This is a genomic window from Promicromonospora sp. AC04, from assembly GCF_003058225.1.
Taxonomy (GTDB): Bacteria; Actinomycetota; Actinomycetes; order Actinomycetales; family Cellulomonadaceae; genus Promicromonospora.
Genome location: NZ_QBUG01000001.1, coordinates 381633 through 401601, shown reverse-complemented (window position 1 = coordinate 401601; position 19969 = coordinate 381633). Strand labels below are relative to the sequence as shown.

Genomic DNA, 19969 nt, shown 5'->3' with positions numbered 1-19969 from the left:
CCGGCGGGTCGTCGGGGACAATCGACCACATGCCCGCCATCGACTTTCACCGCACGCTGCCCGGATACGCGCCGACACCGCTACGTGACGTGCCACGGCTCGCGGCGGAGCTCGGTGTCGGGCGGGTGCTGGTCAAGGAGGAGTCGAGCCGGCTCGGGCTGCCGGCGTTCAAGGTGCTCGGCGCGTCCTACGCGATCGCGCGCACCCTGGGGGAGCGGTTCGGCCTGGACGCCGTCACGCTGGCCGCGGTCCGCGACGCAGTGCGCGGCACCGCGGTGCGGCTGTACGCCGCGACCGACGGGAACCACGGCCGTGCCGTGGCCCGCGTCGCCTCGCTGGTCGGCGCCGCCGCGACGATCTACTACCCGCAGGGCATCACGGAGGTCGCCAAGAAGGCGATCGCGTCCGAGGGCGCCCAGGCGGTCGAGGTCGACGGCGGCTACGACGACGTCGTGGCCCGCGCCGCTGCCGACGCCGGCGCGGACCCGGCGTCGATCCTGGTGCAGGACACGTCCTGGGCGGGGTACACCGACATCCCGCAGTGGATCGTCGACGGCTACTCGACGCTGTGCCTCGAGGCCGACGAGCAGCTCTCCGCCCTGGGCCTCGACGCGCCAGACCTGGTCGTGGTCCCGGTCGGCGTCGGCTCGTTCGCCCAGGCCGTGGTGAGCCACTACCGCGGAGCGGGGGCCGACGGCGCCACGCTGCTCGCCGTCGAGCCCGACCGTGCCGCGGGGCTGGTCGCCTCGCTGCGCGCGGGCAAGCCGGTCACGGCGCCGACCGGCGACACGATCATGACCGGCCTCAACTGCGGCACCGTCTCCGGGCTCGCGTGGCCCGTGCTGCGGGACGGACTCGACGGCGCGGTCACCGTCTCCGACGACCAGGCGGCCGCCGCCGTCGACGACCTGGCGCGGTTCGGCGTCGACTCCGGGCCGTGCGGTGCGGCGACCCTCGCTGCGGCCCGCCTGGTGCTGGGGCAGGCCGGGTGGCGCGACGCGATCGGCCTGCGGCCCGACGCCGTCGTGCTGCTCCTGTCGACCGAGGGCCGGGCCGCGAACCCGGTCCCGGAGGACCGCGTCTAGCCCGGCTTGCCCCATCATCGCTGCCAGGAGTGTGCCAGTGCCCGTTTCTCTTCCCGCTGCTCTCGACCCGATCCTTCCGCTGCTGCGGTGCCCGTCGTGCGGCGCGGAGCTGTCGCCCGCCGCCGGTGCGCTGCGCTGCCCGCGCCGCCACTCCTTCGACGTCGCCCGTCACGGCTACGTCAGCCTGCTGACCGGCACACGGGCGACCAGCGGCGACGACGGGCCGATGGCGCGGGCCCGCAGGGAGTTCCTGGCCGCCGGCCGGTACGAGCCCATCCGCGCCGCTGTTTCTGACCTCGCCACGGAGGCGGATCTCTCCACCGGTGCGGACCTCGTGTCCGGCGCGGGCCTTGTGTCCGGCGCGGGCCTTGTGTCCGGCGCAGACCTCACGTCCGGCGCGTTGTCCGCGTCCGGCGTCGGACGGCGGCCTGCCACGGTCGTCGACGTCGGCTGCGGCACCGGCTACTACCTCGCCGGCGTGCTCGACGCGCTGCCCGCCGCCGTCGGCCTCGGGCTGGACACCTCGGCGCACGCGCTGCGGGCGGCGGCCAAGGCACACGAGCGAGCCGCTGCCGCGACCTGGGACGTCTTCCGGCCGTTCCCGATCGCGTCGGAGCAGGTCGACGTGGTGCTGGACGTGTTCGCCCCGCGCAACCCGGCCGAGTTCCACCGGGTGCTGCGCCCGGGCGGCGTCCTGGTCGTCGTGCGGCCCTTCGGCGGGCACCTGGCCGAGCTGCGCCGCCAGGTCACGCAGATGGTTGCCGTCGACCCGGACAAGGAGCAGCGCCTGCACCAGGCGCTGGACCCGTACTTCGAGACCGCGCGCACCCAGCGCGTCGAGTACACGACGCCCGTGACGCCCCAGGAGGCTGTCGACCTGGTGCTGATGACGCCGAGCGCCCGCCACGTGACAGAGGCGGAGCTGCACGACGACGGAGAGCTGCCCGATCAGGTCACGGTATCGGTGCTGGCCACGGCCTACCGGCGCCGGTGACCGCCGGGCAGCGGGTCAGCCGCCGGCGAGGGCGACCCCGTAGTACGCGACGGTCGAGTACCTGGCACCACTGACGGGCAGCCCGGCGGGCAGCAGGGTGCCCGTCAGCTCGGGAACGGGGACGCTGTCCCAGGAGACGCTCGCGCCGTCGCGATGCTCATCGAGATCGACTCGGCTCGTCTCCGCGCCGTCCACGTAGGTGCTAAAGCTGAGCTCGCCCATCCCGCCCTCGGAGAGCGTGAGCCACTGGTCGCACGCCCAGCGGATCTCGTCGGGGTCGGTCGCGATGAAGGTCAGGGTGTAGACCATGGACCCGCCTCCGCCCTCGTCCTCCAGCGCGTAGAAGCTGTAGGGCGCGGTGACGACGGACTCGGTATCGCGGGTGTCGAGGAGCTCTGCCAGCCTGTCGAGGCCGGGCCCGGCGGGGGCAGGCGGACCTGCTGCGAGGATCCGCGCGTGCAGGTCTCTCACTTCGGTCTGCAACTGTTCGATGGTGGACTCGTCCTTGCCGTCGGCCGCCATGCCATCGGGATTGTTGGCCCAGTAGTTCTCCCAGTGGGAGACCTGCGCGGCCAGGCGTCCGGCCAGCAGCGTCAGCGCCTCGACGTCGTCGGGCCGCGCTGCTACGGCGGCGCGCAGCCAGCGCTCCTCGGGGAACTCCGGCTCGCCGTCGCCGGGCTCCGCGGGGTCCGTGACGGTCAGGGACAGCAGCCGCCCAAGCTCCCGGGCGGCGTCAGGCTCGCCGGTCTCCGCGGCGGAGCGGAGCCGGGCGATCTTCTCGTCGATATTCACCATGGTGCGGGACGCTACCGCCCGCCACCGACACGATCGGTTCCGCCGTCGGCCGGCGCCGTCCGTCAGTCGAGGGGCTCGAGGATGCGGGCCATCAGCTCGGCGGTGGCCGGGGCTCCGGCTCGCCGTAGCGCAGCGACGGTCGACGCGTCTGTAGCGCCTGGCAGGCGGGCGACGGCGGTGTCATGTACGAGGTGCATCTCGTCCGGCTTGTCGCGCACGAGCCACGACAAGAGCAGGTCGGGGTGCATGACGTTGGCGCCGAGGCGAGCGACCACGTCGGTGGGGAAATCCTTGAGGTTGCTGGTGCACAGCACCTGAGCTTCGGCCGCGACTGCGGCCGCCAAGACGTGTCGGTCGTCCTCGTCGGGCAGGTCAAGCTCGGCGACCTCGGACAGTGCCTCGGCAGTGATGGCGACCTGAGCGTACGGAAAGGCGTTGTTCATCGCCTTGATCAGTCGTTGGCTGGACTCGGCGGTGAACGACGCCACGTTGGCTTGCAGATGCTCGGTCATCTCGTCCAAGATCTCTGCGCTCCAGGTGATGAAGATCAGCTCCTGGTCAGCCGCATACAGCAGATAGTCACGAAGGACCCGCGAGTACAGCACGTTCGCGTCTGTCAGGACGACCCGGACAGGTCGGGCTGCGGTGCCGGGGTGGCTCACTCGGTCAGGCCCAGCTCGTTCTGCAGGTCGGCCAGCTCGGCCAGGGCCGGCGCGCGGCGCGAGCGCTCTGCGGCCCGGAACGCCTGGATCGACACGACCGGGATGCGGTGGTGGGTGCCGACCTTCCGGAACTCGAGCGCGCCCTGGTCCATCAGGCGGCGGACCTGTGGCCGGGACACTCCCAGCATCGCGGCGGCCTGAGCTGGGGTGGCCTCGTCTTCGTTCTGAGAGACCACCAGACGCCCCTGTGCACGTGCGTCCATGAGCTGAGCCAAGAGCTCGGCGGTCGACCGGGACACGGACACCCGCACCTCGTCGCCGCCCTGCTCCAGGGCACGGTGCAGCGCAGCCGCATCACGTGCCAGTAGGTCGCTCATGGCCCGACTCCTATCTGCTCCAACTGCAATATCTGCTCCAACTGTAAATAGCTACTGCCGTTGAGGCAAGAGACGTGCTCAGCGCGCCACCCGCGCCGGGGCCGTGCGCAGGTACTCCGTGAACAGCTCCGCCGTCCGGCCGATGCCGTCCTCCTGCTGCAGCCTCACCCTGAGGTCGGCCGCCCGCTCGCGCATCGCCTCGTCGGTGGTGGCCTGGGTGATCGCAGCGGTGAGCCGGTCGGCGTCCAGCTTCTTGATCGAGATGGGCTCTGGCCCGACACCGAGCTCGGCGACCCGGTGGCCCCAGTTGAACTGGTCCACCGCCACCGGCGTGATGATCGTCGGGATGCCGGCGCGCAGGCCGGCCGCCGTCGTCCCGGCGCCGCCGTGGTGGACCGCCGCCGCGAGGCGGGGGAACAGCCAGTCGTACGGGGCCGAGTCGATCCGCAGCACGTGGTCGGGGAGCTCGCGGTCGAGGCCGAGCTTGGCCCAGCCGCCGATCAGGATGCCCCGGCGTCCGGTGCGGTCCAACGCCTCCAGGAACGCGTCGACCAGCCGGCTCGGGTGGCCCGTAGGGACACTGCCGAGGCCGAACGAGACGGGCGGTTCGCCGTCATCGAGGAACTGCGCGAGGTCCGCTGGCGGTTCCCAGCCGGCCGGAGCGCTGGTCGGCAGGTATCCGGTGACGTGGATCCGCGGGTGCCAGTCGGCCGGGCGCGGCAGGACGAGCGGGCTGTACGCGTAGTACAGCGGCATGCCCTGCCGGTCATGGAGCACGCGCGCGTTCGTCCGCAGCGGCGGCAGGCCGAGGATCTCGCGGCGCTGGCGGTTCACCCCGGGGCGCTGCATCATGCGCCAGATCATCTGGTCGGCGCCCCACCAGCCGGCCCGGTCCAGCAGGGCGCCGCGGCTGCGCCCCTGGCCGAGGAAGAAGTTCGGGAACTCCCGGGTGGGCGTGACCGGGAAGAACTGGAGGTCGGCGCACGGGATACCTAGCTTCTCGGCCACGCTGTAGCCGTACAGCGACGTCGGACCCTTGTAGAGCATGGCCTCGCTGTTCTTCGTCACGCGCCAGATGTCGCTGATGACCTGCGGGAGGTACTCCTTGCGGGCCTTCGCGCCGTAGGCCATGAACTTGAGCATGTTGCCCGACTCCACGAGCTCGACGAGCTCGGGGTTGTCCGCGTACGACGGCAGCGGCGGGCCGAACGACTCGAAGTCCGCGCCGTACGACGCGGCGAGGCCCGCGAAGTCCGGCGAGCCGACGACGGTGGGGTGGTGCCCCAGCTCGCGGAGCGCGAGGGCCAGGCCGAACAGCGGCTCGACGTCGCCGCGCGAGCCCGCGGTGAGGATCGTGATCTGCATGGGAGTCCTTCCTCGAGGTTGTGTCTCAGGACCTATCGATGGTCGAGCTCGCCGAGCTGTAGGGCGTGGCGGGCTCGGCCTACGTGGTGGTGTTCTTCTTGTCGAGCAGGCCGTCGATGAGCGCCATGGCGGCCTCGGTGTCCGGGTCGTCCGGCGTCAGCATCCGGTCGATCATCTCGGTGACGGTGTCGATCAGGGCCTCGGGGGACGGGCTGTCCGGGCGGTCCTGGTGGTCCTGGATGGCGCGCATGATCGCGGCGGTCAGGGCCTCCAGGACGACGGCGACCGACGCGAGGTCGACACCCTGCCGGACGACGCCTGCCTGCTGCTGCATGTCGAGGAAGTCGCCGAGGAACCCCGGCCCCGCTGGACCCGGCATGGTGGCGTCCGGGTCTCGCAGATAGCGGCCGAACACGTCGCGGTCCCGGGTGGCGATCGCGGTCAGCAGCGGGTCGCGGGCCACGAGCCGGAAGCCCGCCCGGTAGATGCTCGCCGGCGTTCCCGGCGTCGGCTCGTCGCGTAGCCCCTTGCGCCAGCCGACGGCGTAGTCGGCCAGCGCTCGCTTCGCCACGGCGTCGACGAGCTCGCGCTTCGAGGCGAAGTGCCGGTAGACGATCGTCCGGCTCAGGTCGGCCGCCTCGGCGACGTCGACCATGGTGAGCTTGTCGTACCCGCGGCTCAGCAGCAGCCCGACGGCGGCGTCGAGCAGCGCGTCCCGGCGTCTGCTGCTGTCGACCATGGTTCTCTCCCGACTGTGACACTGCGACGATAACTGTCACAGTGTTTCGCCGGGGCATGCCGTAGTCAAGCCCGATGGTCAGGAATCGAGAAGCCTGATGCGCACACGGCATCTAGCGTGAAAGCACTGTCACCGAGACGCGATCGAGGGAGCAACGGCTATGGGCACGGCTGGCGACGGCGGGAAGAACAAGAGCGGCTCGTCCGCGGAGGGTTTCTCCGAGCAGGAGCGTGCGGCGATCAAGTCGCGGGCCGCGGAGCTGAGGGCGGAAGCCCGGCGTGGTCGTGGCGCGGAGAAGGCGGTGGCCGACGAGGCGGCAGTGCTCGCGAAGATCGCCGAGATGCCGGAGTCGGACCGTGTGCTCGCCGAGCGCGTGCACGCCGTCGTGACCGGTGCCGCCCCTGGGCTGGCTCCGAAGCTGTACTACGGGCAGCCGGGCTATGCCAGCAACGGGAAGGTGGTGTGCTTCTTCCGGAGCGGGCAGATGGACAAGGAGCGCTATTCGACGTTCGGGTTCAGCGCGGAAGCGAACCTAGACGACAGGAGCGGTCTGTGGCCGACGTCGTACGCGTTGACCGAGCTGAACGACGAGACCGAGAAGGCGCTCGCGGCGCTGGTCGAGCAGGCCGTGCGCTAGCGTCGCGCCGTCCGCACGGTCAGCCGGCGTTCTTGGCCGCGGCCTTCTGGGCCTTCTTGAACGCGCGGACCTCGAGCAGCGCCTCGGCGCTGGTCACGTCGGCGATCGAGCGGTGCGAGCCCTCCTCGCCGAACTCGCCCGCCGCCTCGCGCCAGCCCTCCGGCTGGACGCCGCGCTGCTTGCCGAGCAGGGCGAGGAAGATCTTGGCCTTGCGCTCCCCGTAGCCGGGCAGGGCGTTGAGCCGCTTGAGCACCTCACGGCCGGTCGGGGCGCCGCCGTCGGCGCCGGGAGCGGTCCAGATCTTCGCGGCGTCGCCGTCGTACTCGTCGACGATCGTGTGCGCGAGCTCCAGCACGCGGCCGGCCATGGACCGGCCGTAGCGGTGGATCGCCGGGGGAGTGGTCGCCATCGTCACGAACTCGTCGGGGTCGGCGTCGGCGATCGCGCGCACGTCGAAGGTGCCCATGCGGTCGCGGATCTTGCCTGGGCCGGCGAAGGCGTGCTCCATCGGGAACTGCTGATCTAGCAGCATCCCGACGAGCAGGGCGAACGGGTCGTCGCTCAGCAGTCGGTCCGTGTCGGGGTCGCCGGTGATCCAGAGCTCGGTAGCCATGTCTCCATCTTGCCTGATCGGGTGCTCGCCGTTGCTCTGGAGCGAGCACCAGTGACTCGCCGAGACTGGGCGAACTGAGGCACGGCCGGTGCCTAGCCGGGCAGACAGCGATCATGCCGTCCCTACACAGCGAACACTCCTAACTGTCTACAGGTGAGGTGATTCTGTATACGTTCGAGAGGTCGGTGATGGTGCCTTCGGCGATGCTGACGCTTGGCGACGGCTGCTGCTCGCCGTGTCCGCACCCGTGCGGCACTGGCATTGCAGGGCTGGGCCGAGCGGAATGGATGCGACGGCTACGACCTGTTGGTGTAGATCGCGATGCTCTCGTCGCCGTCTACGGAGCCGAATCGTCCGGAGTCCTTGGTCAGCCGGCCGCAGCGGCAGGTCTCGTCGAGGTGGGGGTCGAGACTGACCAGATCGTTGCATCGACTGCAGCGCCCGAACATGTCAGGGTGCATGGCCCAGTCAAGTGTTGCGCCCGTAGCGGCAGGCCCCCAGCCCAGAAAGCGATAGCCGCCGATCTCACTGACCTTGCGCTCCATGGTTAAGCGATGCTCCTGTCGGGCTCGATCGCCGATCGGAGTGCGATTGGGCTTGTACCGAGTTCCTGGTCAGCCTCCCGCAGGCCCGTGAACTGTAGCAATATGCCCCTCCGTCTCCTACGGGGCTGTTGGTGGTCGCTCCTACCCAGGCGAACGGGGTCGAGCTGACGACACGAGGGCGGTTCAGACGGCGGCGCAGGTCGGCCATCGCGAACGGCAACTGCTCCGGCGGCAGCTCGTTCACGAGGTCGTACAGGTCGCTCCGATCGACGCTCATAGGCCAAGGCTAGGACGAGAGTTGCCTGGTGCGCCGATGCATACGACGGCGTGTGCACGGACGGGGCGCGCCTAGCAGGTCTGTCTGTTCCATAGGCTTGGTAGCCACGTTTCCCTATTGCCCAATCAGGCCGCTGCTCTCAGCAGAACCGCCACCGCCCGTCGGACGGGCGGTTCTACTCTCAGGCATGGCCGAAACCGTTCCGCCTCCGCGCCCAGGGCGCGACGGGGTGCCCCAGGGGGCTGGCACCCCGTCGTCGACGACGAAACGAGAGCCGCTGTGGCGGCACATGGTTGGTGAACGCCTGAGGCATCTGCGTCACGTGCGAGGCGAGACCCTTGACCGGACCGCACGTCGCGCCGGGATCTCACCGCAGTACCTCTCGGAGATCGAGCGTGGCGTCAAGGAGCCGTCGAGCGAGATGATCGCTGCGATCACGGGCGCGCTGGATGTCACGTTGGTCGATCTGGTCCTCGCTGTCGCCGATCGCCTGGTCATCGTTCGCGGGACCTCGCAGCAGCCGACCTGCAAGGCGGCCTTCGCGCTGGCGGCGTAGGTCACGGACCGTCCGGCCCGTGACCTACGCGCCGTTATCGCTCGGCGTCGTGCCCCACATCGTCCCTCGGTGTCATCGCTGGTCGATCACGTGGTCCAGGAGGCCGTAGTCACGCGCGGCGCCGGCGGTGAAGATGCGGTCGCGATCGGTGTCGGCGCGGAGCGTGTCGATGCTCTGCCCCGTGTGCTGGGAGAGCGCAGCCTCCATGTCCGCACGGATACGAACGACCTCGTCGGCCTGCAGGATCAGGTCCGGGATCGCGCCGCGGCCCTGCGCTGCGGGCTGGTGCAGGATGACCCGTGCGTGCGGGAGCGCCGCCCGCTTTGCCTCGGCACCAGCCGCGAGGAGCACTGCGCCGACCGCGACGGCCTGCCCGACGCACGTGGTCGACACCTGGGGCCGGATGTAGCGCATGGTGTCGTAGATCGCCATCCCGGCGCTCGGGTCTCCGCCCTCGCAGTTGACGTAGAGCTGGATGTCACTGTCCGGGTTGCTGGACTCCAGGTGGATCAGCTGTGCGATCAGGGCGTTGGCGACGCCGGAGTCGATCGCGGTGCCCAGGTAGATGATCCGTTCGCTGAGAAGCTGCGAGTAGACGTCCATGATCCGCTCGCCGCGTGGGTGCGCTGCGATGACGTTCGGGATGGTGTAGCTGCTCATCGTGCATTCCCCTCGGCTGCCGTGGTGAATCCTGTCCGTTCGCGATCGCGCGGCCTGATGCCCTCGAAGCTCTGCACGATCGTGTCGATGAACCCGAACTCGCGAGCCTCGTCGGCCGTGTACCAGTGGTCGTGCAGCGAGTCCTCGAAGATCCGCTCGATCGGCTGCCCGGTGTCCTCGGAGATGAGCCGCAAGACGGTGTCGCGGGTGTGTCGAAGGTCGTCCGCCTGCAGCTCGATGTCGACGGCGGTGCCCGCGATCCCCGCGGACCCCTGGTGCATCAGGACCCGTGCGTTCGGCAGTGCACGGCGTTTGCCGGGAGTTCCCGCCGAGAGGAGGAACTGCCCCGCGCTGTAGGCGATGCCCAGCACGAGCGTCGACACATCGTTGGGGATGGTCCGCATGATGTCGCGGATGGCCAGCATCGCCGGCACCGATCCGCCCGGGGAATGGATCCACAGGTCGATGTCGGACGACGGGTCCTCGGTGGCCAGCGCGATCAGCTGCGTCATCAGGAGCGTTCCGTTGTCGTCATCCAGCGGTCCGTCGAGGACTAGGACGCGGCGCTCGTAGAGCTCGCGCCGTGAGCTTTCGCCGAACGTCGGCACCTTGGTTGATTCAGTCATGACCCCACCGTGCATCCCGGAGCGGGCCCCAGGGGGCCGGATCTGCCGACAGCAGCACTGCTCTGAGCAGCGGGCGCGGAGCGAGTTCACCCGGGTGAAGTGCGCGAAAAAACGGTATCGAAACGATTTTACGACTTGTCCGACTCGGTAGGTTCTGGCCGTCTTGGTTCCGCGATCCTGGCGGCGCCTTTGTCAACTGTGGGAGCACCTATGGCAGTGGTGGCTATGTCGAGGCCTGCGGGTGGGCGTCTGCGACGGGCGGCAGCGGTGGCGCTTTGCGCGACCTTGTCGTTCGGTGCTTCGGTGAGCGTGCCGGCGGCCGTGGTGGAGCCCGCCGCGGCGATCCCGGCGTCGGCCGAGGCGGACTGCGCGGCTCTCGAGGCGGGCTCGGTCGGGGAGGCAGAGGCGCTCGCTGCCGAGTGTGGCACCGATGTCACGGTGACCGACTCGCTGACTCCCTGGCAGACGGCGGTGGTGGAGGCTGCCACGGGCGACGTCGCGGTCGAGACGGCGGTGTCGGCAGTTCGCCAGGACTCGGACGGTGATGGGGCATGGGCGCCCGTCGACGTCCGGGTAGCCACGACCCCGGACGCTGCCACGGGGATGCTTGCCGTCACCGGTGGTGTGGAGCCGATCTGGCTGAACCCGGGCGGTGCAGCGGGTGCGGACCTGCCGCTGGCGATCATCGGGCCCGACGGCGATCAGGTGCGGATGTTCTCGGGGTCGCTGCCGATCACGGGAGCAGTCGCCGTAGAAGGCGACCGCGTGTCGTACGACCTAGGTGAGGGGATATCGCTGGTCGCTTCGCTGAACGGTCAGGGCACCTCGGTGACGCCGGTCGTGCGGCTGGAGGACGCCGCCGCGCTGGAGACCTTGGCCGCCCGGACGGGCGACCCGGTGGGCGAAGTGGGGCTCGACTTCCCGCTGGAGACGTCCGTGGGCCTGACCCTGCAGGAGAACGAGGGCGGGTTCGAGATCGTGAAGTCGGACGGGACGCCGCGGTTCACCTCGGGTCCCGCCCTGATGTGGGACAGCGCTGGTGGCGACCAAGCCGGTGCGGGTGCGGGTGCCGCGACGGCCCGGGTCGTGGTTGAGGACGACACGCAGGATCGGGTGGAGCAGCCGGTCCTGGGCGACAACGTCGCCGCGATGGAGGTGCAGCTCTCCGACGACGCCTTCACGGTTGTGGCGGACGGCGCAGCGCTGACCGCGCCGGGCAGCGTCGCGCCCTACTACCTCGACCCGGAGATGGGCGCGCACACCCCGGCTCGCTACGCGATGGTGCAAAGCCACTGGCCGACCACGGCGACGTTCAACTACGAGGGTTCTGAGGGTTTGGGCTTCTGCAACCCGAGCTGGGACGCTCGGTGCGCTGGCGTGGAGAACACCGAGCGGCTGCTGTTCGAGTTCTTCTCCCTGGACAACAACGGCACCTACCTCGCTGAGCTCGACGGCGCCGACATCGTCGAGGCTGAGTTCGGCGTGGCCGGGACTACGAGCTGGGACTGCTCTGACAGGCAGGTCAACGCTTATGCGACGGGCCGGATCAGCAGTGCGACGACGTGGAACAACCAGCCCGACTGGGGTCCGGTGCAGGACACCTGGACGGGGACGCACCGGGCCGGGTGCTCGAGCGGTCGGGCGGAGTTCGACTTCACGACCAGGGCCAAGGTCCAGGCGAATGCGGACGAGTCGTGGATCGCGATCGGGCTGCAGGCTGCGAACGAGTCGAGCATGACCTGGTGGAAGCAGTACCAGGGCGACTCCGGAGCGCTGCGGATCAGCTACGACCGGCCGCCGCTGGCGCCGAGCGAGTCCGCGATGGACATCAAGAACGACGAGGGCGGCGCATCGCCGGACTATGACTGCTACCAGGGCGAGAATCGGCCGGTGCTCCGCACCAACAGGCCGACGCTGGAGGCACGGACCAGTGACCCGGACGGTACCCAGGTGTACCTCCAGTTCCGGGTGGTGGCCCTGACGGGTGAACAGGTGTGGCAGTCGAGTTGGCGAGGCCCCGTGGGGCCGGGCGTGGACGCTACCGCGACGGTGACTCCTGGTGTGGTGGTCAACAAGGAGTACCGCTGGCAGGCGCGGGCCAAGTCCGAGGACTCGATCGTCGAGACCACCAGGGTGCTTTCGTGGGATGAGGTCCCGTCGTGCCGGTTCCGAGTTGATGGGACCAACCCGAACGACCCGAAGATCACCAGTTCGAACTACCCGACTGGGGTCGTGTCGGGCGGTGTGGGCACGGACATCAAGTTCACGTTGTCGCCTAACGGGTCCAGCGACGTCGTCAAGTTCAAGTACGGCCTGAACACATCCGATCCGTCGAAAGAGGTGGCTGTCGACCCGGGCCACTCCTCGCAGGTCTTGGAATTGCCGGTGACGCGAGCTGGCCACAACTACCTTGCTGCGGAGGCCTGGGACTCTTCGGGGCGCTCCTCGGGCATCACCTTCTATGACTTCTACGTATCCTTCCCGCATGCCACCGGAGCCTGGTGGTTCAACGACATCGGTTGGCAGACCACACCGCCGCTGGTGGCAACCAACTCGCTGCCCGGTTCCGGGACCGGAGGCCTCACCAGAACCTCGACGGTGGGTTGGGACTGGGGCCATCGGGGCGTTGGCGCGACGTACCCGCCTGAATCCACACCCGAGACCGGTGGTGTGCCCGACGGCGCTCTCGTGTTCGATGAAGCCGGTGACGTGGCCAGGTCCCCAGGACCGGTGGTTGGGGTGGACCAGTCGTTCTCGATCTCGGCGTTCCTGCGTCCGAGCGAGGTGACGGGCTCGGCCGCCGCGATCACCCAGGAGGGAGAGCACATCGGGAGCTTCCACCTGGGTCTGTCGACATCGTCGTTATGCCCGACGGTGCCCGATCCGTGCTGGGCGTTCTGGATGGTGGAGAAGGATGAGCCGAGCGGGGACAACGTGATCGCCTTTGTGGACGTGCCCGTGACGGTGGGCGAGTGGGCCAGCGTGGTGGGCGTGCATGACGCGGCCACCAACAAGATCTACGCCTACGCCTGCCCTGCCGGCCCTAACAGTCAGCACGTCGTCACTCGCTCCGACCCGGCGAAAGACCCGTCAGTCATACCGGCTTGGACCGCCGACGGTCAGCTGCGCCTCGGTTCCGGGGTGAAAGACGGCGTCCCGATGTGGCGGTTCAAGGGCGCGATCGACGAGGTCCGTGTGTATGAGAACCAGGTGCTCGGCGTAGGCCCCGAGGACGACGAGACCGCGAAGCTCCAGCGGATCTGCTCCGGGAAGCAAACCCCGTGATCCGAGGGTGCACCAGAAGGCCCAGCGGCGGCAGCAAGTTGTCAGTGGTTCTTTCGACAGCGATTCCAGGGGAGACGTCCTTGAGCAGGAGCAGTGCCAGGATGCGGGCAGCGGTACGCAGGGTGCGACTGAGCGTGGTGGCCGGGACGATCGCCGTCACGCTGGTGGGTTCGGGAACGGTTCCTGCCTACGCAGCCGGAGCTTATGACGACCGTTCGGGCTGGACCGATCAGCAGCGGATCGACCACGGTCAGGACATGCAGGACCCCGCGCTCGCCTCTGAGGAGACGTCAATTCCAGCAACTGACGTTGACCCGGATGCCCCCGAGCCTGAGGCGACGGGCTATGAGGACACCCCGGAGGCCCGAGTCGAGGCCGCGCCGGTGGTGTGGCCTGCTGCGGGCGAGGTCACCCTGACGCTGCCGGACCAGGCAGCCGATGCTGCCGAAGGCCAGGCGGGCGGGCTCCCGGTCCAGATCGAGTCGGTCGCTGCCGAGCAGGCCAGCAGCAAGACGGCGGCCGCCCGCAGCGCTGCTGCGGCGGGCGGCGATGTCCACGTGGAGCACGAGTCGCGGTCGGTCGCGACGCAGGTCGGAGCCATCGGCGGCGTGATCACGCTGGATCACGTCGAATCGGCTGGGTCCGCCGCGCGCACTGGCACTTCTGCTGCCCCTACTGCGGCGACTGATGAGAGCACTCGCGTGCGGGTGGGTGTGGATGTCTCGTTCCTCGCCGACGCCGGCGCGGACCTGGTCTCCCGACTGACGCTGGTGCAGCTGCCGCAGTGCGCCTTGAGCACGCCTGAGCTGGAGGAGTGCCAGGCGCGAGTCCCGATCGAGGGTGTCGAGCTGGACGACCAGCGCAGCAGCGACGCGACGTCGGGCGGGATCATCCTGTCCGGTGAGGTCGACGTCCCTGCTGAAGACTCAGCGGACGCCGCGGCGCTCTCGACTGTCGACACCACCTCCGCGACGGGCCCGACGGTTGTGGCTCTGCTTGCCGAGGAGGAGGGCCCGAACGGGGACTGGGCCGCGTCGTCGCTGTCATCGTCGGCTTCGTGGGATGTTTCCGAGCAGACCGGTGGCTTTACCTGGTCCTACCCGATGCGGACACCTCCGGTGCCGGGTGGGCTCTCGCCGGAACTGTCCCTGGCTTACTCGTCGGCGTCGCTGGACGGCAAGGTCGCCTCCAGCAACACCCAGTCCTCTCAGGTCGGTGACGGCTGGGAGGCGAACGTCTCGGGGTACGTGGAGCGCAAGTACGTGCCGTGCATGGAGGACCAGCAGGACCAGAACAGTGTGCCGCCGAACAACGCGACGCGTGACACGGGCGACCTGTGCTGGAAGAGCAACAACGCGACGCTCGTGTTCAACGGCAGCGCTACCGAGCTGGTGCGCGACGGCGCGAGCAACACGTGGCGCCCGAAGAACGACGACAACACCAAAGTCACCCGCGCCACCGGCGGCTGGGGCGAGGGCGAGGACGGGACCAGTACCGGAGAGCACTGGGTCGTCACCACCGATGACGGCACCAAGTACTACTTCGGGCGGGGCAGCAGCTCGAAAGCGCTGGGCTCGGTCTTCTATGCGCGCGTATACGGCAACCACGACGGCGAGCCGTGCCACGCGACCACGTTCTCGGGCTCGGCCTGCACGATGGGCTGGCGGTGGATGCTCGACTACGTCGAGGACACGCGCGGCAACTCGATGACCTACACGTACAACCGCGAGGTCAACCGGTACGGGCACAACAACAACGGTGGCGTCACGCAGTACATCACCGGTGGCCGCTTGGCCTCGATCGAGTACGGCACGTTGGCCGGCTCGACGGCCGCAGCCCCGGCTCGCGTGGCGTTCTCCTACGACGAGCGGTGCATCCCGACCAGCACGTTCACGTGCGCGGCGGAGGACCGGACCGTGGAGCATGGCTCGCACTGGCCCGATCTGCCCCTAGACCAGGTGTGCACCTCGAGCACGACTTGCCCAGACGTGCAGAGCCAGGTCTTCTTCGACCGGTTCCGCATGACAGGGATCACCACCCAGATCCGGTCTAACGGCACCCTGATGGGTGTCGACAAGTGGGGTCTGACCCAGACGATGCCGACGGTGAGCGACTCGATGCCGACCGTGTGGCTGGACAAGCTCACTCACACGGGCCTGGGCGGCAACAACGACGATGCCGACGACATCGCTCTGCCTGCGGTCACGTTCACGAGTGAGCAGCTGCAGAACCGGGTCAACGGCATCGGCACGGACGGCGCCACTGCGATGACGCGGCTGCGCGTGGCCACGATCCTGTCAGAGTCGGGCGGCGTCATAGGCCTCGACTACTCGGAGACGGAGTGTTCTCCCACGAACCTTCCGGCCAATCCGTGGACCAACACCAAGCGATGCATGCCGGTGTTCTTTACCCCGCCGGGCGTTGAGACAGCCACGGAGCAGTACTTCCATCACTACCGGGTCGAGCGGATGACGGAGTCGGCGGGCTCGGCGATCGGTGGCACGCCGGTGACCACGGACTTCGTCTACACCGGTGGTCCGGCGTGGCACTACGACGACAACGAGCTGGTCAAGCCGAAAGAACGTACCTGGGGTGAGCTGCGCGGGTACTCCCGCGTGGACGTGTACACCGGCGATACGGGCGATGCGAACGCGCCGCGGCTGCGCACGGCGTATCGGTACTTCCGCGGGATGAACGGTGACAGGGGCGACCGGCTTGGCAACACCGTCAAGGCAGAGAAGGTCGACGAGATCGACGACCTGGACCAGTACGCAGGCATGGTGCGTGAGGAGATCACCTATCAGGACGCCGAGGGCTCAACCCAGGTCTCCTCGACGGTGAGCACGCCGTGGCGATCGTCCTCGACCGCGACGGATCCGGTCGACAGCACCAACAAGGCGTTTCACACCGGGGTCAGTTCCGTGGTGACTACCACGCGTGCGCCGGAACGGACCAGCGGTCAGATGGTCACCCAGGTCAACAACGAGTTCGACTCCTTTGGCCGGCTGCGCAAGGCGTCTGACCGGGGTGACACCAGCACGACAGGCGACGAGACCTGCACGACCACCACGTACCTGCTTGACACCAACACGAGTCCGTCAGTGCTGGAATCCAACCAGCTGACGCTGGTGGAGCAGCAAGAAGTCGTTGGTGTGCGGTGCGACCAGACTCCCACCTTGCCGGACCAGGCGGTCTCCGACGTGCGGTACGCGTACGACGGCAAGGACCTCGGGGAGGCCCCGTCGCGAGGCCTGGTCACCCGCGTGGAGGAGGTGGACCACTACGAAGGAACCACACCGAAGTACCTGGCTACTACGACGGCCTACGAGCCTGTCGGGACCGGGTACGCACGACCTTTGCGTGTCACCGATCCCAAGCTCCGGGTCACCGAGACGGCCTATGTGGACACCGCCGCCGGGTTGAACACGCGCACGACCGTGAAGAGCCCGGACCCGGACGGTACTGGCGCACTTACGGCGCACGAGACGATTACCGAGGTGGACCCGGCCTGGGGCTCTCCGGTCAAGGTCACCGACCCGAATGGCAAAGTCACCTCCGGCACGTACGACGTGTTGGGGAGGCTCAAGCAGGTCTGGGAGCCGGGCCGCCCACAGGCCACCGCCACCCCGAACACGAAGTACGCGTACTGGGTGCGCACCACGGGCATGAACGCCGTGATCACCGAGACGCTGAACCATGATGCGTCCGCATACACGAAGTCGACCCAGATCTTCGACGGGCTGCTCCGCACCATCCAGACCCAGGCGCCCTCGGCGTCCGTCCACGAGCCTGGGCGCGTGCTGACTGACACAATCTACGACTCGCGAAACCTGCCGATCAAGACGAACGATGGCTGGTTCAACACCAACCCGCCGGTCACGACACTCGCCCGCCCCGACGGGGCCGTTCCGGCGCGCACGGTCACCCAGTTCGATGGTGCCGGGCGCGCGGTGGACGAGACGTTCTACGTGGGTGAGGACAACGCGCCTGACACCGACGGAAACTACGACCCGACCTGGACCACGACCACGACCTACGCGGGTGACCGCGTGCACGTGAACCCACCGGTGGGCGGTACCCCGACCTCCACGATCAACGACGCTCGAGGCAACACGGTCGAGCTGCGCCAGTACGAGGGCGCTACCCACACCGGCACCTCCCACAACACCAAGTACAAGTACGACCACGCGAACCGCTTGGAGACGGTGACCGACGACGCGGGCAACGAGTGGTCCTACGAGTACGACCTCCGCGGGCGGCAGACCAGCACGACCGACCCCGACAAGGGCACCACGGAGACCACCTATGACGAGGTGGGCAACGTCCTGACCACGACGGACGCCCGCAACCAGATCCTGGGGTACACCTACGACGCCCTGGACCGGAAGCTCACGCAGCGGGCGGGCGGCACCGACGGCACGGTGCGCGCCAAGTGGGCTTACGACACCGTCCAGAAGGGTCAGCTCACCTCCAGCACTCGCGTGGAGGCCGGCGCCGACTACACCACCACGATCACCGGGTACTCCAACGACTACCAGCCGACCGGCCAGAAGGTAACCCTGCCGCCGAACGTGGCGTCGCTAGGCAGCCTGGCGGGCACCTCGTACACAACGGGCTACACCTACACCCAGGATGGCCGTCCGAACGAGACCATGATCCCGGCGGCGGCACAGCTGCCGGCCGAGACGACACAGGTGGGCTACAACGACGCGAACCAGCCGAGCCGGTTGTCCGGAGCGGGAAGTTTTGGCATCTATGTGGCGGCCATAACGTACTCGCCGTTCGGTGAGGTCACGTACATGGACCTGGGTGCTGCGTTCACGTACCAGCACTATCTGATCTACGAGAAGGGCACACGTCGTCTGGTCAGGACGACGCAGTCTGCGGAGCAGTCCGATGGCAGCATCGACTCGCTGGTCGATGCCGCCTATGCCTGGGACGACGCCGGGAACCTGACCTCGGTCAAGGACGTGCCCGACGCGGCGAACGGTGGCCAGCCGGCTGACCGGCAGTGCTACCGATACGACTGGGCGCGCCGCCTGACCCAGGCGTGGACGCCGTCCAACGGGGACTGTGTGGCGTCCCCGACGTCTTCGACGGTGTTGGGCGGGGGCGCGCCGTACTGGAACACCTACAACTACGACGCGATCGGTAACCGGACCCGGGCCGTGACCCGGACGGCTGTTTCGGGTGGTACAGCGTCGTCGTCGACGACCTCGACCTACGCCTACCCGACCTCAGGGGCGGGGGTGGAGCGGCCGCACGCGGTCACCGGGGTGACGGCGACCGGTGCCGGGGTCGGGACCTCGTCGTTCGCCTACGACGACTCCGGGAACATGACCGGACGCACCGTCGCCGGGCAGGCCGCACAGGCACTGACGTGGGACGCCGAGGGGGAGCTCGCCAGTGTCGCGTCCGACCAGAACGGTGACGGAACCGTCTCTGAGGTGGAGACCGCTGACGGGGACAAGTACGTATACACCGCCGATGGTGAGCGGCTGATCCGGCACCAGACCGGCGAGCAGGGGGCCACGACCACGGTCTACCTGCCCGGCGGGCAAGAGTTGGTGCTGGACCGCACTACTGGTCAGACCAAGGCGACCCGGTACTACGCGATCGGTGGCAAGACCATCGCGATGCGGATCGGGATGCTGACCGACCAGATCATCACGATCGTGCCCGACCACCACAACACCGGTCAGGCGCAGATCACCAACCTCAACAACACCACCACCCGCAAGTACACCGACCCGTTCGGAGTCGTGCGCGGGGCGTCCGGCGCTGAGGATGGGTGGAACGGGGACCACGCATTCCTCGACAAGCCCCTGGATGCCACCGGGCTGACCGCTGTCGGGGCGCGGATGTACGACACCGCGTTGGGCCGGTTCATCAGCGTGGACCCAGTCATGGACCTGACTGATCCGCAGCAGTGGAACGCGTACTCCTACTCCAACAACAACCCCACCACTTTGTCGGACCCGGACGGCCTGGAGCCGCGCCCCATTCATGAGCGCAGCGACGACGGCAGCAGCTGCGCCGGCTTCGGCCATAACAACTGCGGGGGCGGCGGGTCCGGCCCCGGTGGCTGTGGATCAATGTGCCCTTCCGATCCTCCCGTTGACCCTCCGACGGACGACGGGACCTATGAGTATCACCAGGGTCTATATGACTCACCACCTGTACGGCCCGTGCACACCTACGGATACACAATCATGGCCGGGCTGTTCTCGCCGCAAACCGAGCAAACCCTCGGGGCGGCAGCCTGGGTCAGCCCATTCCCTGACGCCGCACAGTTGGGTCTGTACCTGGCCTGCATCCAAAAGGGCTGCACCGTCTACGAAGACGCCACCGGCGGAGCCGCATGGGCAGCTGCAGGCATTGCCCTCCCGGGTGGCAACTTCGCCAAGAAGAGTGACGAGGTAGCCGAGGGGGCTGGTGCGCTCGTCAAGTACGACGCTGACTTTGCCCTTGGGCAGATCACACAGGGCGGTCGAGCGACGTCATCGCAGCTCGACGAGTTCGGCGCATCGCAAGGATGGGCGCGTAGTCAGACTGCGAATGGCCCATTAAAGTACCGTGACGAGAACGGCGTTGTCCGGCTCACGATCAAGCGTGGGAGCCCTAACGCTCCGGGCAGTGGCGACCCTCACGTCGAGATGCGAAACGCGGCGGGCAATCGGGTGGATCCCTACGGGAAAGAGGTAACTAGGAAGAGCCTCGGAAACCACACTCCAATCGTTTGGGACTGGTGAC

General features: G+C 68.5%; 15 protein-coding genes. 6 read left to right on the top strand and 9 right to left on the bottom strand.

Going from position 1 to position 19969, the window contains the following annotated elements; all coding sequences use genetic code 11:
• The first annotated feature begins 29 nt into the window (after positions 1-29).
• Both C8K30_RS01695 and C8K30_RS01690 read left to right on the top strand, forming a co-directional pair.
• A complete protein-coding gene (locus tag C8K30_RS01695; RefSeq protein WP_108491150.1) occupies positions 30-1085 on the top strand; it encodes a diaminopropionate ammonia-lyase in 1056 nt (351 codons plus the stop codon).
• 37 nt (positions 1086-1122) lie between these two features.
• Positions 1123-2079, top strand: a complete 957-nt coding sequence (locus C8K30_RS01690) for a methyltransferase domain-containing protein (RefSeq protein WP_108491149.1) — start codon at positions 1123-1125, stop codon at positions 2077-2079.
• Between the two features lie 15 nt (positions 2080-2094).
• Here C8K30_RS01690 and C8K30_RS01685 read toward each other — a convergent pair whose 3' ends face one another.
• The 5 genes from C8K30_RS01685 to C8K30_RS01665 all read right to left on the bottom strand — a co-directional run bounded on the left by C8K30_RS01685 (position 2095) and on the right by C8K30_RS01665 (position 6017).
• Positions 2095-2874: a hypothetical protein gene (locus C8K30_RS01685; RefSeq protein ID WP_108491148.1), complete on the bottom strand. Its 780-nt coding sequence runs from the start codon at positions 2872-2874 to the stop codon at positions 2095-2097.
• Positions 2875-2936: 62 nt separating this feature from the next.
• A complete protein-coding gene (locus C8K30_RS01680) occupies positions 2937-3536 on the bottom strand; it encodes a PIN domain-containing protein (RefSeq protein ID WP_108491147.1) in 600 nt (199 codons plus the stop codon).
• Complete coding sequence (locus C8K30_RS01675; protein ID WP_108491146.1) at positions 3533-3913, bottom strand: helix-turn-helix domain-containing protein; 381 nt, start codon at positions 3911-3913, stop codon at positions 3533-3535. Before C8K30_RS01675 ends, C8K30_RS01680 begins: the two co-directional genes overlap by 4 nt.
• A 78-nt stretch (positions 3914-3991) precedes the next feature.
• Entirely contained in the window at positions 3992-5278 is a 1287-nt protein-coding gene (locus C8K30_RS01670; RefSeq protein WP_108491145.1) for a glycosyltransferase, read from the bottom strand.
• A gap of 79 nt (positions 5279-5357) precedes the next feature.
• Positions 5358-6017, bottom strand: coding sequence for a TetR/AcrR family transcriptional regulator (locus C8K30_RS01665; RefSeq protein ID WP_108491144.1), 660 nt, complete (start codon positions 6015-6017; stop codon positions 5358-5360).
• A gap of 160 nt (positions 6018-6177) precedes the next feature.
• Here C8K30_RS01665 and C8K30_RS01660 point away from each other — a divergent pair, with 160 nt between their 5' ends.
• On the top strand, positions 6178-6654 hold the full coding sequence (locus C8K30_RS01660; protein ID WP_108491143.1) for a DUF1801 domain-containing protein: 477 nt from the start codon (positions 6178-6180) through the stop codon (positions 6652-6654).
• A 19-nt stretch (positions 6655-6673) separates the two neighbouring features.
• On the opposite strand, the gene C8K30_RS01655 is transcribed toward C8K30_RS01660, so the two are convergent.
• Both C8K30_RS01655 and C8K30_RS01650 read right to left on the bottom strand, forming a co-directional pair.
• Positions 6674-7267, bottom strand: coding sequence for an HhH-GPD-type base excision DNA repair protein (locus C8K30_RS01655; RefSeq protein ID WP_108491142.1), 594 nt, complete (start codon positions 7265-7267; stop codon positions 6674-6676).
• A 296-nt stretch (positions 7268-7563) separates the two neighbouring features.
• A complete protein-coding gene (locus C8K30_RS01650; protein WP_108491141.1) occupies positions 7564-7812 on the bottom strand; it encodes a hypothetical protein in 249 nt (82 codons plus the stop codon).
• Between the two features lie 464 nt (positions 7813-8276).
• On the opposite strand from C8K30_RS01650, the gene C8K30_RS01645 reads away from it, so the two are divergent.
• On the top strand, positions 8277-8645 hold the full coding sequence (locus C8K30_RS01645; RefSeq protein ID WP_108491140.1) for a helix-turn-helix domain-containing protein: 369 nt from the start codon (positions 8277-8279) through the stop codon (positions 8643-8645).
• Positions 8646-8717: 72 nt separating this feature from the next.
• Here the strand turns inward: C8K30_RS01645 and C8K30_RS01640 are convergent, their stop codons facing one another.
• The gene (locus C8K30_RS01640; protein WP_108491139.1) at positions 8718-9305 is read right to left on the bottom strand and encodes a ClpP family protease; all 588 of its coding nucleotides are present in this window, start codon (positions 9303-9305) and stop codon (positions 8718-8720) included.
• A complete protein-coding gene (locus C8K30_RS01635) occupies positions 9302-9931 on the bottom strand; it encodes a ClpP family protease (protein ID WP_108491138.1) in 630 nt (209 codons plus the stop codon). Before C8K30_RS01635 ends, C8K30_RS01640 begins: the two co-directional genes overlap by 4 nt.
• Positions 9932-10030: 99 nt before the next feature.
• Between C8K30_RS01635 and C8K30_RS01630 the strand changes: the two genes are divergently transcribed.
• Together C8K30_RS01630 and C8K30_RS01625 are read left to right on the top strand one after the other, a co-directional pair.
• The gene (locus C8K30_RS01630) at positions 10031-13216 is read left to right on the top strand and encodes a LamG-like jellyroll fold domain-containing protein (protein ID WP_146197299.1); all 3186 of its coding nucleotides are present in this window, start codon (positions 10031-10033) and stop codon (positions 13214-13216) included.
• Positions 13217-13296: 80 nt separating this feature from the next.
• Positions 13297-19968, top strand: coding sequence for an RHS repeat domain-containing protein (locus C8K30_RS01625; RefSeq protein ID WP_146197298.1), 6672 nt, complete (start codon positions 13297-13299; stop codon positions 19966-19968).
• Position 19969: the final 1 nt, after the last annotated feature.